Below are 15548 nucleotides of genomic sequence, written 5' to 3' on the forward strand. Positions count from 1 at the left end.
TTACGTGTGCCGCGAGGTTGATGAAGCAAAAATCCGAGATTCGACCTTTGAGCGCAGAATTACTGCTTCCCTGCGGGGATAATGACCAAATTCAAATTCCTCGGGCCGGTAGTAATCATGCAACGTGAAACTATCGTGGATCGGGCTTGCCCTTGCGACGGTTGAGCCTTCAGGAAATTGAGAGGGTAGGGGATGATCTCTGAGGTGTTCATCACTTGTGCGGTTACGGGCGGCGGAGTTTCGGTGGGGAGCCCACATGTGCCGGTCACGCCGGAGCAGATCGCCAACTCGGCCATTGAGGCGACGCGTGCCGGAGCTGCGGTTGTGCATATTCATGTGCGGAATCCCGAGACCGGGCGGGGCTCGCGTGATCCGGCGCTGTTTCGTGACGTCGTGCGCCGCATTCGGGCGTCGGACGTGAACCCAGTGATCAACCTCACGGCGGGAATGGGCGGCGACATTGTGCTGGGTGGGGCGGAGTCTCCCCTGCCGTTGGACCCGGGGACCGACATGGTGGGGGCGCTGGAGCGTTTGGTCCACGTGGAGGAACTGCGGCCCGAGATCTGCACGTTGGATTGTGGGTCCATGAACTTTGCCACCCGCAACGAGTACATCATGGCCAACACTCCCGGGGCTCTGCGTGCGATGGCTGCGCGCGTGAAGGAGCTCGGTGTTCGTCCTGAGCTCGAGGTGTTCGATGCCGGTCATCTTGTGATGGTGCGCGATCTAATTGAAGCTGGGCTCATCGATGATCCGCCGCTGATCCAGCTGTGCATGGGAATTCGCTACGGTGCGCCGGACGATCCGACCACGCTAATGGCCCTGGTGCACCGACTGCCCCCGCGCGCGATTTACTCGGCCTTTTCAGTCGGGCGGATGCAGCTTCCGTACGTGGCTATGGCGCCGCTGGTGGGGGCGAACGTTCGGGTAGGATTGGAGGACAATCTGTACCTTTCCCGCGGGCGGCTAGCGACCAATGCCGAGCTCGTGGAGCGGGCGGTGCAGATCCTTGACCGGATGGGGGTGCGGGTGATGAGCCCGGATGAAGTTCGTGAGAAGCTCGCGCTGCGGACCCATGGGTGAGGTTTCAGAGCTCATGTCCGAAACGATGCCGAGATTGGTTGGGTTGCTGGGAGGCGGAGTGATCGGCGGCGGCTGGGCCGCTCGGTTTCTCCTCAATGGAGTTAACGTCCGTCTGTATGACCCGTCACCCGGTGCGGTCGAGTATGTGCAGAAGATGCTGACAAATGCGCGTCGGGCCTATCGACGGCTGCCCCCGTTGCCGCTGCCCCCCGAAGGGGCGCTGACCGTTGTGGAAACGGTTGCAGAAGCGGTGCATGGTGCCGAACTGGTGCAGGAGTCCGCGCCCGAGCGCCTGGAGCTCAAGCAGGAGTTGCTTGCGGCGGCCGATCGGGAGACTCCGCCCGAGGTCCTGATCTGCTCCTCGACTTCCGGGTTGCGGCCATCGTTGCTGCAAGCGCGGATGAAACACCGCGATCGCCTGCTCGTCGCACACCCGTTCAACCCGGTATACCTTCTGCCGCTGGTTGAACTATGCGCTGGAGAGGGCAACGCATCTGCGTCGTCTTTGGCGCGGGCGGCAGAGATCTATCGCGCGGTGGGGATGCACCCCATCGTAGTGCGCAAAGAGATGGACGGGTTCGTCGCAAACCGGCTGCAGGAGGCGATGTGGCGCGAGGCGCTTTGGCTGGTGCACGACGATGTTGCGACCGTCCAGGAGGTTGACGATGCGATCCGGTACTCCTTCGGACTGCGCAGAGCGGTCGTAGGACCCTTCCGCGTTGGCGGTGGTGGAACTGGCATGCGTCAGTTCCTGGAGAAATGGGGACCCGGACTGAAGTGGCCATGGACGAAGCTCACCGACGTCCCCGAACTCACTGATGCATTCGTAGACAAACTCGTTAAGCAAACCGACGCACGAGGCGAGAACCCGACGGGACCGGAGCTTGAGCAGAAGCGCGACGACTGCCTGGTGGCTGTGCTGCAGGGATTGCGCTCACAGACCTATGGCGCCGGCGAGACGCTTGCGCGCTGGGAACAGAATCTGCGTCACCGCATTCCCCAGCCGACTGGCGGTCCGGGGCCACTGCGGATGCCAACTATAGAGATGCCGTCTGATTGGCTTGACTACAATGGCCACGTCACAGAAAAGCGCTACCTTGAACTCTGCGGCTACGGCACCGAGAACGTTCTCCGCTACATCGGCATCGACGACGAGTACCGCTCAGAATGCGGTAGCTACTTTACGCTTGAGACACACCTGTCCCACATCCGCGAACTGTATGCCGGCGATCGCATCCAGGTGCTTACACAGGTCCTGGACGCCGACGATAAACGCCTTCACCTTTTCCACGTGCTCGCACGCGAGGGTGACGAGGCACCGGTGGCAACCGGTGAGCAGATGTTGATTCACGTCAAGGCTGGTGCGGGACGTAGCGGACCCGCGCAGGGCAATGTACGGAAGCGCGTACTGGAGTTGGCGCGGGTGCACGCGGAGCTACCCCGTCCAGAACGCGCGGGCGCAAGCATTCGGCTACGCTGAGGAGAGAACCCCAAAAGGGTTCAGTGGATTCGATTGTATGAGGGTTTCCAAATCAACTCGACGTGCCGATGGCTGATGATCTCGTGCTGGGTCTCCTAGAGTCTTCTTTAGATCCCACATGGTACCGGTGGTCGCCTGTCGCAACAGCAACCGTGCCATCATAGCGGTATCAAGCGATCCGGCAAGCCGGATCGAAGATCCTCGCTGCGGTACTCCTCGGCGTTGCTGAGCCGTTCGGGATGGAATCGCCTCACCGCATTCGGCCTGCTTCCTAAGGTTGCCTGCCAAACATCGAGGCAGCGCACCGCAAGGCCAAAAGCCCGCGTTGGGGGCGGGATTCGCCCCCATCAGGTACGCAATCCTCCGAATGGTTGCACTTGGCAGACTTGAGAGTGTCCCTGAGTGTCTGCGCCGAGCAGGGGCAACTTGATCGGCGCGCCGTTGCTTGCGCTAGGAGAAAAAATGGCTGAGATCATAACCGTTCGCCGGGAAGGCCCGATCCTCGAAGTCACGCTAGATCGGCCGAAAGCCAATGCTATCGATTTAGAGACGTCGCAGCGGATGGGGGAAACATTTAAGGCGTTCCGCGACGACTCGAACCTACACGTCGCCATCTTGAAAACCGCCGGCGACAAGTTCTTCTGCGCTGGCTGGGACCTCAAGGCAGCGGCGACCGTGGGTTCTACCAACCTTGACTATGGCGTGGGCGGATTTGGTGGGCTGCAAGAACTGCGCGATCTAAATAAGCCAGTGCTTGCTTGCGTCAATGGCATGGCATTCGGCGGCGGCTTCGAGCTGGCACTATCCTGCGATCTGATCTACGCATCTGATCATTCCTCTTTTGCGCTACCGGAGATTCGCGCCGGAGTGCTGGCCGACGCGGCAACTATCAGGCTGCCGAAACGCATCCCTTATCACGTCGCCATGGAATTGCTCCTCACCGGTCGCCGTATGGACGTCGCCGAAGCGCATCGCTGGGGCCTGGTCAATGAGGTCCTCCCCAAAGACAAACTTGAGGAGCGTGTCTGGGAAATCGCGCAGGTGCTCGCCAGTGGGCCGCCGCTGGTCCTTGCCGCCATCAAGGAGACGGCGCGCGTGGCCGAAACGCTCACCTTTCAGGACGCCATGAATCGCGTGGCACGACGCCAGCTTGCCACAGCCGAGGCCTACAGCCGCTCAGAAGACAGACTCGAGGGGCCGCGCGCCTTTGCAGAAAAGCGTAGTCCAATTTGGAAGGGAAGATAGCGGGTAATGCCATAACGTTTCAGGAGATGGCTGCATTGCACGGTAAGTTTCCCTAGCGCGAGCGATTGGCTGCTCAGACATGCTGCGGCTTGCATCCACCGAAGCGTTTCTCTGGAAGCGATCTGCGACGTGGGCCAGCAGAAGCTAAATGCTCAATCTAAGCGAACGACAGCTACTGCTCTCCAAGATACTTGGAACTACTGCGGAGCGCGTCGTCTGCGGTGCGGTTGGGCACAGCTTCTGTCCAGCGAACCGACCCGAATGGACGCTCTAGCATACGCCTGACACGCACGGGCGCGGGACCTGTGTGGAAAGCGGTGGCCTGCCGATCTAGCGCGCGCTCCGATTGTGTCGCGCGGTTGCGCTGGCGTAGGTAGTCGAGCCATGTCGGGCAATGATAACGCTCGGTCCACAATTCGGGATCGGCAATGTCGCGGGCAACCGACCAGCCATACGCGCCACTACGTTGGCGAAAGAGTTGGACGTCCTGCATCAAATTGTAGAAAGCGCGCGCGTTCTCCTGCGCGACCCGATACTCGATCTCCACCACGACGGGTCCGCTGCGTCCAGTCAGGGACAGTCTCACTTTGGGGTCCGCGAGCTTTTCAGGTTCGTCATCAAGTTCATTGACTGGCGGCATGGGCAACCAAAGCCCGAGGAGAGGGGAGACGAGCATTAAAGCGGCCGCGGCTAAAAGCGCCGTGTCGACCCCAGCGAAATCGGTAAGGCGACCCCAGCCCCAGCTACCGATCGCAGCACCACCCGAACTTGCTGCCTGATAGGCAGCAAGCGATCGTCCCGCAACCCATCTGGGCGCGGACAGCTGCACGGCGAGACTGAACAGCACCCAAGACATCATCCAGACGGCCCCCGCCAAGGCCAGCGCTGCAGCCGTAAGGATCGGCACCTGACTCAGGGCCAGCGCAGCAATCGCGCCGGCCATGGAGAGGGAACAAACGCGGATTGCTGCCTCGCCGCTCATCCGCTTTCGTACTCGAGTGAAGTTAAGCGCCCCAATGACGGCGCCAATGCCAAAGGCGCTGAGCATCATGCCATAAGTTTCGGCGCCTCCATGCAGCAGATCGCGCGCAACTAGCGGCGTCAGCGCTATAACGGCGCCGCCGATCACGCCAAAAATCAACGCGCGGCTCAATACGATCATAATCGATGGCGAATTGATTATGTAGCGCACACCTGAAACGATGGCGCGATGGAGGTTTTCGGGCGGCAAGCGCGAAGGTTGTGTGACGCGTTTCCATAAAAAAAGGGCGAGCATCAGCGGCAGATATAGCAGCGCGTTGAGCGCGAATGCAGCCACTGCGCCGGCAATTGCAACGACGAGTCCGCCGATCGCGGGGCCCGCGCTGCGCGCTATATTCCAGCTAATGCTGTTCAGCGCGACTGCCGCTGGCAGAGCTTCCGACGGAACCTGGTCGCTCACAGAAGATTGCCAGGCAGGGTCCATTAACGCGGCGCCGCTGCCGACGACAAAGCACAGCGCCAGCAGCACGTTTGGCGTAACCAAGCCGAACCACGCGAGCGTTGCCAGCGCAGTTGCGCCTACGAGCGAGATGCCTAGCGAAACCAGGCATACGACGCGACGGTCATACATGTCAGCGATCGCGCCGGCTGGCATCGAGATCAGCATAACTGGCAGCATCAGCGCAGTCTGCACCAGTGCGACCATGTCCGCCGCGGATGTCATCTGCGTCATCGCCCAGGCCGCGCCTACGCTCCTAATCAGCGCCCCCAAATTGGAGAGCAGACTTGCCAACCAGATTCGCCGAAAGGTGGCCTGCCGGAGCGGCGCGATGATGCCATTGGGGTTAGGGTTAGACTTGGGCTTGTCCGTCATGTGGGGATCGCGTTATGCTGAATGGCAAGGCTGCCGTTTTCGCTTCGCGACCGGGGCTTTGATCGCTAAGCCGATTGTGCCGCCAGATGTCGGCGACATGCGTCTTCGCAGGCGCTTTCGGGTAGCACTGCTGCATCGTGCGCGGGTCAGCGCGATTGCCGCTGCAAATGCAATCGACAGCGAGTCGGACCTTTCGCGCCGACCAGTGGGAAGACGGGCTCTAAGGGGTACCCGACAGCCGCACCACTTGTCCGATCGGTCGCAGCAACGACCAAACACGAGGTAGTTGGCTGCCAGCTGCATGCAAGATGAAACAACGTGCACGCTGCATTGGCCGAATCGGGGAAGAAGCCGTCCGATTGTGAGAAAATGTGAGGCCTTCATCTCCTCGATGCCTTAAGGCGATCGACGATGCAGGCTCGATCAGCCCGGTATAGATCAGGCGGGCAATCGACACTACTCGTAATCATTACGGAGTCCGTCGCTATATCTCGGCAATGAACTAGACTTTCGCGTCGCTTCGAGGTGTTTCTGCAAGTTCGTCCGCACGCCGCGCCGAAGCCGCTTACAAGCGGCGGCAGTTCAGCAGTTTAAGTGAGCGCGGATGCGACGTCCGAAATGCCTGCATCAGATATGGTCCACTACATCTTCCGATATGTCGTGAGGCCTGCTCGCGTCTAGCCAAGTTGCTGGGAGAGCCTGCCTGAGTCACGAACGACATTACAAGGCGGCGGACGTCAACTTGACTAAAAATGGGCGTCGCCTAGTAGAAATTCTGCGTTTGATCGCCAAAAGTGAAGCTTCAGGTCGTCGCGTTCACATCCACAAGTGTTAGACGCAGAAAATGACCGAGCTTTCGGGCAATGGCGCCAGCGTACGCTAGCTCGGCCCCCGCGCTGCCTGGGAATTGCTCCTGAACGCGTGAGCCAGAGGCGATGAGGCAAGTAGGCACTGAGATGAAAAGAGGAATGCCAGTAGCTCTGCCAGAGATGCGGTAAGCGATCGAGCGCTTTCTCGTGAGCTGAACCGCAGGATACAACGCGCAGACAGCCATCGAGTGTGTCTCTCCAAACAGGCTTGGTAGGCATGGCCCTTGGACGAAAATCCTGACTGTTCTGCGCAGCCGATCGGGGTAGAAGGTCGTGGCTATGTGCAGCTGGATCGTCATGGCTAAGTGAACGGCCCCGATCCGCAAGGCTGGCTCGCGGATGTTCTGGCTCGCAGCGCCGCCCATCCGGCTCATCGGCTCGACGAGCTTCTGCCCTGATTGATCCCGGCAGAAGCGATCTCTAAGGATGTCTTCCACGCTGATCTCGCTACTGCGAGCGGAAATCGCGACATGGTCGCTCATGTCCTCAAAGCGTCAGGGCGTCTGGACATTCTTTATTGAATGCGGGGCGCCAATCTGGCGTCGCTTCGTATTTCATTGATCGCATTGGAGCCGGCATGCTTGGCGTTTATTGCACTATCGCGTTTGCTGGCTTCACTTTAGCCGAGAAGCGGCGTCGGCAGCGCTCAGCCGGAGTCCCCTCAAATCCACGTTCCTATGGAGTTTGTGCTCTGCGATGCCAACAGCCTCCCGCGATAGCGGCTCATCGATTTAACGTGGCCAAGCCTTGCAGCCCGTGATTCCTCCGCTCGAATGGGGCGTCGACGAAATTGAATGCGCAGGGATTCTTTACTCCGCGTATCTGGCACTCCGCTATGGCGGATGATCTACCATGAGAGCGACGTTCGCGGTTCCGTCGGCGGTCTACGGAGCGCGACCGCCCATACGCGGATTGCGTCGACCTTGGAAACAAGCGGTCTTCATTTTGCAGGATTTCTGCAATCTTGGGGTGATCTTCACGATATTTTAGCTTCAACCGTCTCTAGATTTGCATTGAGCTCTGTTAGATGACGACGATCTCCAAGCCGCCCCCGGGCACTGAACGGAGTGAGCATACAATTGGGATGTCGTGGGCTGCGCACATGCGGGACGAAGCTAATGCTGGCTCGCTGCTCCGGAGGTTATCGTGCAAGCGTCGCTCGGCATGAGCTACGCGGTGCCCGTGGAAGCGGGACTTGGCTTTATCGGCGTCAGCGTGCAGTCGCCGGCCCGGCGAGGGGCAACATGCTTCAGCAGGCGTTTCGATTCCAGGAGCGCCAACTATTGATGTCGATCGCGCCAGAGCTGGCGATCTTTTTGCTCGTATTTGCGGCCAAATAAATCGGCGACGCGCTTCGCGACATCCTAGATCCTCGTCCAAGGGACGTCATTCACTAGAGGCTTGGGAAATATGCAGTTCGAAAGTCAGCGCGCCTTAGCGGGCATGACGGTGACCGAGATTGGTGGCGGAGCAGCGAGCGCATACTGCGGCAGGCTGCTCGCCGACGCCGGAGCATCCGTGACGGCCGTCAGAATGATTGGCGATGCGCGCGCCATCGTACGTGAGCGGACGAACCGGGAGCTGGCTATCTCTGCCTACCTGTCTGCCGATAAGTCCGTGCCCGACCAGCCACTCAAGTTGGAGTCGATTCAACGTCTGTGCCGAGCGGCCGATGTCACGTTGGTCGGCGAAGACTCCAGTTTCTGCGCCCTCGACGTCAGTCCCAAAAGAGCAACTATCGATCTAACCTGGTTCGGCCGCAAGGGACCCTATAAGACGTGGAGGGGAAGTGATCTTGTCGTTGAGGCCCTGACCGCGATGCCACATCGCGTCGGACCTGTGGAGGGGCCGCCTCTGCACGCAGGCGACCGTCACGCGACGATGATCGGCGGGGTCACTGCCTATATCGCTGCAATGGCAGCAATGCTGGCCAAGCCGACCCAAGTTACGCGCCGTTTCGAGCTTAGCATCCTGGAGGCAAACCTTGTGCTCAGCGAAATGGACATCCATTATGCGGAAGGAGGCGCGTCGCTAGAGAGGCACGGGATCAACCGCTTCTCCCCCCACGGCCCGGTTGGCATCTATCCTTGCAAGGGCGGCTGGGTTGGCATCACTGCGACGACGCCCGATCAATGGAAATCGCTCTGCGCCGCCCTGCAGATGGAAAAGGAAGGCGCCGACGAGAAGCTCGCGACACGAGAGCTGCGGTTTGAACGGCTCGACGAAGTCGAGCAGGCAATGATTCGCGCCCTAGGCGCGGGCACCGCTGAGCAGTGGGCCGAAGTTGGCCGCCGCCATCGGGTTCCAATCGTGGTGGTGCCCGACGCGGCTGGAATTCTGAGCCACCCGATCTTTGCGGCGCGGGAGTCGCTTGCAGTGCTTTCCGCACGCAGCGGCCAGTTCAAGGTGCCGCGCACACCCTTCGGTCTCAGCAAGACGCCGACGAGCAAAAGGCTCAATGCAGCGGACGGCGAGCAATTTGCTCACCCCGGGCCCTACGCTTCTTCACCACAAGGCGAAGCAGCTGAGAATGACTTGCCCTTATCCGGCCTCACGGTCGTCGATTTCACAATGGGCTGGGCCGGACCGTTGGCAAGCCGGTTGCTAGCCGACCTTGGCGCCGAGGTTCTGAAGATCGAGGCCGGGCGCTATCCCGATTGGTGGCGAGGCGTGAACTGGACGCCGGAATATATCGCGGCGAAGCAATATGAGGAGGCTAAGCACTACTGCGCGCTCAATCGCGGCAAGCGTGGTATCAGCCTCGATCTCACGAACGCTGCGGGCAAGAAGCTCGCGCTTGCACTTGTCGCCAAGGCCGACGCTGTGATCGACAACCAAGCTGCTGGCGTAATGGACAGGCTAGGCCTCGGGTACGGCGATCTCGTCACGGTGAATCCCAATATCGTCATGACATCAATGTCGGCTTTCGGAACTGGCAACGCCTGGTCAGACACGCGTGCATACGGCTCAACATTGGAACAAGGATCTGGACTGGTCCATTTCATGGGCAACCCCGGTACGCCACCGACGATGGCGCATCTCGCCTACGGCGATCCGGTCGGTGGGCTCTACGGCTGTGCATCGCTTCTTACAGCGCTTGCTTACAAGCGCCATACTGGCGAGGGGCAATACGTCAACGTCAGCATGGTTGAATCCATGCTGCAGTTCACGACGCCGGCGTTGCTGCAATATCAAGCCGATCCCGCTGCTCCGCTACGCTGGGGGAACCGGCATCCGCTCTTTGCCCCGCACGCTATCTACCAATGCGCAGGGGAGGACCGTTGGCTGGCCATGGCAATCGACAGCACGGAGATGTTCGCTAGCCTCGCGCGCGTAATTGGGCGCAGCGAATGGATCGGCGACGCCGCATTCGACTCGGCTGAATCACGAAGGCGGCGCCACGATCAGATCGATGCGGCCATCTCAGCCTGGACGACAAAGCAGGAGCCGCACCAAGCGGCTGCTATACTCCAAAAGGCTGGTATCGCGGCGGCGCCCGTCTTGCACACCGAAGAGATCGTTCAAAACCCGCATCTCATCGAGGCGGGCTTCTTTATCGACCTCGTTCGCGAATTCTCAGGACCCCAGCGCCAAGCCGGCGTTGCGATTATGCAAGACGGCAAACGACTCGGAGCTCACGCGCCGGCGCCGCGACTCGGCGAGCACAGCTGGCCGATCCTCGAACGACATGTTGGGATCGAGCGCGCGGCTTATGAGGCGCTGGTGAATGACGGCGTCATCACCTTCGCTCCAACATCCCTTCGAAGGAGTTCATCACTGGCTGACACGAGGACCGCAAAGACAACGTAGGAAACCAACTGCCTTCTGAACGAGTTCACCATCGCTGCGATCCGACAGGGGGCGCCATGAATGCGCGTACCAGCACACCGGCTGCCGGCGCCGTCCCGGTCTGCTCTGGACCGCTCCGGTACTGGAGCGGTCCCCGATCTAGAAGCGAGTCGAGATTGGACGAAGCATCCTCAGTCGCGTCGACAGCCTTGTTCATGCCGTTGACGCCGAATGGCTACACCTCGGCGCCATGGCCAACAATCCCCTGATGGTTGCGCCACGGAGTTGCTGCTTTCAGGTCGGCCTTGAAGCCGATGTCGGCAGAAGGCGCCGCTGATTTTGCAGATTTTCTGCAATCCGGGCGGATTTCCGCTGACTTTAGCCAGTGGTGCGACCTTATGCTTTTGCCGGCAGTCAGCTAGCTCCCGCTGCCCACACATACAACACTGTTGTCACAGGAATAAGTGGAATGATCCCTGCAGTGAAAGTTGAAAGGGACGGCAGCGGCAACGGGACGCCGGTCCGTAGTGACTGGGAGCGCGCCGAGGCCGAAGCGCTCTATGGCCTGCCATTTGCCGACTTGATGTTTCAGGCGCAGAGCGTTCATCGCGCGAACTTCGATCCAAACCACATCGAGACCGCAAGCCTGCTCAGCATCAAGACAGGCGGCTGTCCAGAGGACTGCGGCTACTGCTCGCAGAGCGCGCATCACGACACCGGCTTGAAAGCCACTCGCCTGATGGATCGCGCCGATGTCATCGCCACTGCGCAGCGCGCCAAGGACGCTGGCGCGGGCCGTTTTTGCATGGCCGCGGCTTGGCGCAACCCAAAGGACCGCGACCTTGATCAGGTCTGCGACATGATCACAGCGGTAAAAGCTCTTGGCATGGAAACCTGTGCCACGCTCGGCATGCTGACACCTAAGCGGGCCACTCGACTCGCCGAGGCCGGGCTCGACTTCTACAATCATAACGTCGATACTTCGCCAGATTTCTACGGGAAAATCATCAGCACGCGTACTCTTCAGGATCGCATCGACACTCTTGAATGTGTTCGGAGGGCTGGCATCAAGGTCTGTTGCGGCGGCATCCTCGGGATGGGCGAAGATGTCGAGGATCGCCTCGCCATGCTCGTGCTGCTGGCCAATCTCCCCAGCCATCCGGAAAGCGTTCCGATAAATCTGTGGAACGAGGTCAAAGGCGTCCCTGTCAATGAGACGGCGGAGCGTCCGGATCCGATCGCGCTGGTGCGCCTGCTCGCGACGGCTCGGATCATGTTGCCGAAGAGCGTGGTGCGGTTGTCCGCCGGGCGGCAATATATGAGCGATGAACTTCAGGCGATGTGCTTCTTGGCCGGCGCGAATTCGATCTTCATTGGCGATGTGCTGTTGACGACCGAGAATCCACAGTGTGCGCGCGACGCGAGTTTGCTGAACCGGCTCGGCATCACCTCTGGGCTCGCCTGACGAAACGCATCAACAAGCACAGTGCCGACAACCCTCAGGTTGGCTGAAACATGCAAGTCGGGATAGGTCTCGTGCTGGAGCACGAAGGCGTTCACCTGTTTGGCGGTGGACCGCGCGTCTCACCTTGGCCGCTCGGCGCAGAGGAAAACTCGCATTGCTACTTGGCTTTCATGCGGTCCGTGGCACAAGAGCTTTGTGAAGTTTGATTTAATCGAATCGCTTGCGATGAAGACATAGCCCGCCGAAGCGACGTCGTATCCGAATGTTTCGGCTGAACTGGGTGGCGGTCCGTTAAATGGCCCCGGCGCATGTTTGTCGCTCACGCGTCGACCTCAACGGAATACGCGAAACCTCTCATTGCCTGCCTTTGTCCACAAGCCCAATGGCGTTTCTCAATTTCACGACATCAATTCTGCGTCTCATGGTTCGCCGATCTTGTGATGAGAATAGGGGCAGACCGCCAGCAGAGCTCGGACGCGCAGTGTATGGCGAGCCACCTCATCGGCAGAGGCAGACATGCGGTTTCTCTCCAGGCTCAAGCCGCGATCTTTGCCCCCGTCAGGTCACACGAGAGCTCCATAGCGATGCTCACCGGACCATTCGCCCATCGGAGGGGCGGGAACGCGCGCAAGCGGTGGAAGCCGACATCACATGTCGCAAACCGCTAGCGCATGATCCGGAAAAGTGTGCAGCGGTGTTCCGAAGAGATCACGCTTAAACAGAAAGCTAGAGCGCGATGATGATTCAACCTGAAGTCATCGCGCTCAGGACCTCTGTGAACGTCGACCGCTTCCCGTTCCAATCGGTCTCTCAAGCTAACAAGTTGAGACTAGCGCTTCGCAGATCGGTCCCTGCGATACACCGTCGATCAGAATTTCGGCGGTCATCAGCCGTCGCCGGCGGTCAACTTCGGACGGCGCGAGCGCCTTTAGCGATATCTCGCCTTGCTGTCCCGGCTGAAGCGTGACTCCTTCGGCCTTTCCCTGCGAAGCCCAGCCAAACGATGGGAGCAGACGCGCGCTGTAGACGGCTGTGCGTTCCAAATTGTTGCGAACCTTCATCGTGAACGTCATTTCACTGTTCGGACGGCTTTCCGACAAATATGGCAGCATTCTAACCCAGAACAGATCAATGAAATGGTTCGCGGGTTCATCGACAACGGAAGGCCGCTTCCTTACGTTGGATGTAATCCGTATATTCGGCAATTCGCAACGCATCCATGGGGATCAGCTCGCCGTGTCCGGGGCACACGAGATCGGGCTTGATCGCCTGCATCACCTTCGCGCGGCGGCGTGCATCTCCAAATGGAAGCTGTTGCGCATGACGGTCGAGTGGATCGCTATTACGCTGGCAATTCCCCCGGCCTGAGGATTGAGCAGATTGTCTCCCCCGAAAACGATCCGCTTGCCGTCGATTTTACCGAGTATGAACGCGTGGTATTCCGTCTGGCCCGGGGCGTAATAAATCTCGAAGTCGAACCCTCTGCACTGAAATGCCTCGCCATCGTACAGAATCCGGTGCACTTCGATCGGCTTGTGAAAGCAGCACGGCGTGCTGGCCCATGCCGCAGGATCGAAAATCACTGGCGCAATGCAATCGAGAGCCCAGCACTGCGTACCGAAATGCTTTTGCAGGAACGGTATTCCGCAGACATGATCGTCATGAATGTGGGTGGGAACGGCGAGTTCGATATCCCGAACCCCGTAATCGTCGCGTAGTTGATCGATATGATGTTCGACGAAACGCAGCGCCCGCATGCCATCGTGATCGTTGCCGAAATGCAGATGACCGGGAGAAACCAACCCATAGTCGATCAGCATGGCGTGGCCGCTTCCGCTCAGAACAATATAGAAATTGGAGCAGGTATACGGTCCTGCCCATAGCAGATGTTCGGTAATTCTCTGCAACTGCTCTCACGAAGGGTCTCCACCTCCGGGAAAGCGTTGCGGCCTGAAGTCGAGAGCCGTCCTATGCCGGCCAGTTTCTCGAGGCGCGATTCAAGTCTGCCAATATCGGCGTTGACCTCGTTGATGGGCTCGCCATGCGAGGGAAAGGCGGCTTCAATATTTTCCTTTTTGAGCGCCAGGATCGACTGCATTGTAAACTCGATACCCACCAGATCGCCGTAGCTGTATTCCATGGCATGCAGTTGATAGAGCTTCCCGCCGGTCGTCATCAAATCGCCGGTAAAGGCAACGTTTCTGCCGTCCACTTCCGCGATCAAACAGATCATGCCGTAAGTGTGCCCCTTGGCCGGCAGTACGCGGAACTTGTACTCCTTCCAGACGAAGGTGCCATAGTCTTCAAGTACAGCGTCTACCGGAAGATTTTCCCCTAGCGAGAAAAAGGTGTTGTTTAGTTGTCGTAGATGCCCCGAGCCTGCCAGCAAGCCTCGACGTTATCGAACAGGTGGCGTTCGTATTCCGGCACGGCAATCTTTGCGCCCGCATTCTGAACAATAGGCGTACCCCAGCACTGATCCCTGTGGTGATGCGTATGCAGAACCCAGTCCACCCGCTCGATACCTAAAGCGGCAAGATGCTGCATGACGCCGCCGGATCCGTATCGATCAGCAGGCACTCGGTGCCGCTTTTCAGAACGTAAACGTTACAAGTATCCCGAAAATACCAGAGGTGTTCGGAGCTCTGGATCAGAGCCATTTCATTTCCTTATCCTGACGTGTGCTCTACTTCCCAGCCTTGTCGCGCTTGCCCAGGCGGCGATTCGGGCCAATCCAAGTGAAGCCGTCGCGCGTCTCCACTCTGGTCACGAATGCTAAATTTTCTGGGCGACGCGGGCGGCGCTTTCGGACCGGGAAACTCTCGCGCAGCAGTATCCGTGCCCAAGCGGAGGAGCGGCGGAAATGGCTCTCCACGTTGATTTAAACGCGTCATCGCTTTTTGTTGGCCCAAAAGGTCGATAGCAAAAGGAGCTTAGTGCTCGATATTCGTATGCTGACCAGATGTCGATTTGGTGCAAAAAAATCCGGCGATGACGCCGGATTGCGGCTTCGGTGCACTCACGTCGCCTCGATGCGCAGATCACCAGCGAGAAGATGACCAAGCCACCCGTAGATCAGCTATGACGATGAGACCCCGCCGGCTCCAGATCTGCCGGCAGTCGGCGAGGACCAAGGCGCTCCACGTTCCGCCCGGCTGGATGCCGGCCCGCGGGAGAGAAATGCCATGGCAACTGATCTGTTCGGCTCGCGGTCGCCGCGGACACGGTACGCAAATGGCCGGCGATGTTGCCTAGGCTCGGTCTCCTTGCGGAGACAGAACCTTTATTTCAACTTGCCACAACTCGCGGCCTTGGATGGTGCCCATCCTGTTACCGACCGCCCGCTGGGGAGTCGAGCAGTCATTTGACTAGCTATGATGCGATTATCTCATCTGGCCCGCGCACGGCCATTGAGGTGATAGGACGGGAGCGGCGTCGGTGTCGCAGCACCGACGCACCGTCTCGACTGCATGGCGCCAGCCCGCGACCGAGGTTCGCGACCTTCTGCTCCGCATTTAAGCTGCGGCGAATGTTGGTTCCTGCGCAATTTATCTAATTGTCAGCGCGTTTTTAGCGGCTTTAGACTTGAGGAGCCCTTTACGGTTGTAAGACAATCAAGGAGGAAAGCATGGTCGTCCTGCGTGTTCTTGCGGCTGCATTTGGCCTGCTCGCGCTCAATGTAACGGTCTCGGCCCAAACCAAGGGCACGCTCGTTGCGGCGCTCGCTGCCGAGGCGACTGTCATCGATCCGACACGGTCCGC

11 protein-coding genes and 1 pseudogene are annotated in these 15548 nt (G+C 59.4%); 6 read left to right on the forward strand and 6 right to left on the reverse strand.

Translation table 11 applies throughout. The features are described from left to right. The first annotated feature begins 192 nt into the window (after positions 1-192). The 3 genes from GGD63_RS38540 to GGD63_RS38550 all read left to right on the forward strand — a co-directional run bounded on the left by GGD63_RS38540 (position 193) and on the right by GGD63_RS38550 (position 3808). The gene (locus GGD63_RS38540; protein ID WP_183250378.1) at positions 193-1083 is read left to right on the forward strand and encodes a 3-keto-5-aminohexanoate cleavage protein; all 891 of its coding nucleotides are present in this window, start codon (positions 193-195) and stop codon (positions 1081-1083) included. Positions 1084-1096: 13 nt separating this feature from the next. Then, the gene (locus GGD63_RS38545; protein ID WP_183250380.1) at positions 1097-2563 is read left to right on the forward strand and encodes a 3-hydroxyacyl-CoA dehydrogenase NAD-binding domain-containing protein; all 1467 of its coding nucleotides are present in this window, start codon (positions 1097-1099) and stop codon (positions 2561-2563) included. Between the two features lie 462 nt (positions 2564-3025). Then, complete coding sequence (locus GGD63_RS38550) at positions 3026-3808, forward strand: carnitinyl-CoA dehydratase (RefSeq protein ID WP_183250382.1); 783 nt, start codon at positions 3026-3028, stop codon at positions 3806-3808. A 172-nt stretch (positions 3809-3980) separates the two neighbouring features. Here GGD63_RS38550 and GGD63_RS38555 read toward each other — a convergent pair whose 3' ends face one another. Further along, positions 3981-5663: an MFS transporter gene (locus GGD63_RS38555; protein ID WP_183250384.1), complete on the reverse strand. Its 1683-nt coding sequence runs from the start codon at positions 5661-5663 to the stop codon at positions 3981-3983. Positions 5664-6737: 1074 nt separating this feature from the next. Here GGD63_RS38555 and GGD63_RS38560 point away from each other — a divergent pair. From GGD63_RS38560 to bioB, 3 genes and pseudogenes are all read left to right on the forward strand, one after another. Next, positions 6738-6930: pseudogene (locus GGD63_RS38560) on the forward strand (transposase domain-containing protein); the annotation flags it as partial. A 1012-nt stretch (positions 6931-7942) separates the two neighbouring features. Continuing rightward, positions 7943-10342, forward strand: a complete 2400-nt coding sequence (locus tag GGD63_RS38565; protein ID WP_183250386.1) for a CoA transferase — start codon at positions 7943-7945, stop codon at positions 10340-10342. 448 nt (positions 10343-10790) lie between these two features. Continuing rightward, a complete protein-coding gene (bioB, locus tag GGD63_RS38570; RefSeq protein WP_183250388.1) occupies positions 10791-11786 on the forward strand; it encodes a biotin synthase BioB in 996 nt (331 codons plus the stop codon). An 815-nt stretch (positions 11787-12601) separates the two neighbouring features. Here bioB and GGD63_RS38575 read toward each other — a convergent pair. The 5 genes from GGD63_RS38575 to GGD63_RS38590 form a co-directional block, all read right to left on the reverse strand. After that, positions 12602-12859 carry a hypothetical protein gene (locus GGD63_RS38575; protein WP_183250390.1) on the reverse strand — a complete coding sequence of 86 codons (258 nt, stop codon included), beginning with the start codon at positions 12857-12859 and terminating at the stop codon, positions 12602-12604. A 76-nt stretch (positions 12860-12935) separates the two neighbouring features. Further along, positions 12936-13061 carry a hypothetical protein gene (locus GGD63_RS40700; protein WP_283812025.1) on the reverse strand — a complete coding sequence of 42 codons (126 nt, stop codon included), beginning with the start codon at positions 13059-13061 and terminating at the stop codon, positions 12936-12938. Then, positions 13061-13693, reverse strand: a complete 633-nt coding sequence (locus GGD63_RS38580; protein ID WP_409334117.1) for an MBL fold metallo-hydrolase — start codon at positions 13691-13693, stop codon at positions 13061-13063. The genes GGD63_RS40700 and GGD63_RS38580 overlap by 1 nt, the downstream gene beginning before the upstream one ends. Continuing rightward, positions 13624-14175, reverse strand: a complete 552-nt coding sequence (locus GGD63_RS38585; protein WP_183250394.1) for an MBL fold metallo-hydrolase — start codon at positions 14173-14175, stop codon at positions 13624-13626. The genes GGD63_RS38580 and GGD63_RS38585 overlap by 70 nt, the downstream gene beginning before the upstream one ends. Then, complete coding sequence (locus tag GGD63_RS38590; RefSeq protein WP_183250396.1) at positions 14142-14333, reverse strand: MBL fold metallo-hydrolase; 192 nt, start codon at positions 14331-14333, stop codon at positions 14142-14144. The genes GGD63_RS38585 and GGD63_RS38590 overlap by 34 nt, the downstream gene beginning before the upstream one ends. Positions 14334-15548 lie beyond the last annotated feature (1215 nt).

The organism is Bradyrhizobium sp. cir1 (assembly GCF_014198245.1).
Lineage (GTDB): Bacteria > Pseudomonadota > Alphaproteobacteria > Rhizobiales > Xanthobacteraceae > Bradyrhizobium.

What these genes read in the sequence shown, in the direction of transcription:
- GGD63_RS38540 (WP_183250378.1), top strand. Translation starts at nt 193, where the DNA reads ATGATCTCTGAGGTGTTCATCACTTGTGCGGTTACGGGCGGCGGAGTT.
- GGD63_RS38545 (WP_183250380.1), top strand. Translation starts at nt 1,097, where the DNA reads ATGTCCGAAACGATGCCGAGATTGGTTGGGTTGCTGGGAGGCGGAGTG.
- GGD63_RS38550 (WP_183250382.1), top strand. Translation starts at nt 3,026, where the DNA reads ATGGCTGAGATCATAACCGTTCGCCGGGAAGGCCCGATCCTCGAAGTC.
- GGD63_RS38555 (WP_183250384.1), bottom strand. Translation starts at nt 5,663, where the DNA reads ATGACGGACAAGCCCAAGTCTAACCCTAACCCCAATGGCATCATCGCG.
- GGD63_RS38565 (WP_183250386.1), top strand. Translation starts at nt 7,943, where the DNA reads ATGCAGTTCGAAAGTCAGCGCGCCTTAGCGGGCATGACGGTGACCGAG.
- bioB (WP_183250388.1), top strand. Translation starts at nt 10,791, where the DNA reads ATGATCCCTGCAGTGAAAGTTGAAAGGGACGGCAGCGGCAACGGGACG.
- GGD63_RS38575 (WP_183250390.1), bottom strand. Translation starts at nt 12,859, where the DNA reads ATGACGTTCACGATGAAGGTTCGCAACAATTTGGAACGCACAGCCGTC.
- GGD63_RS40700 (WP_283812025.1), bottom strand. Translation starts at nt 13,061, where the DNA reads ATGCAGGCGATCAAGCCCGATCTCGTGTGCCCCGGACACGGCGAGCTG.
- GGD63_RS38590 (WP_183250396.1), bottom strand. Translation starts at nt 14,333, where the DNA reads ATGCAGCATCTTGCCGCTTTAGGTATCGAGCGGGTGGACTGGGTTCTG.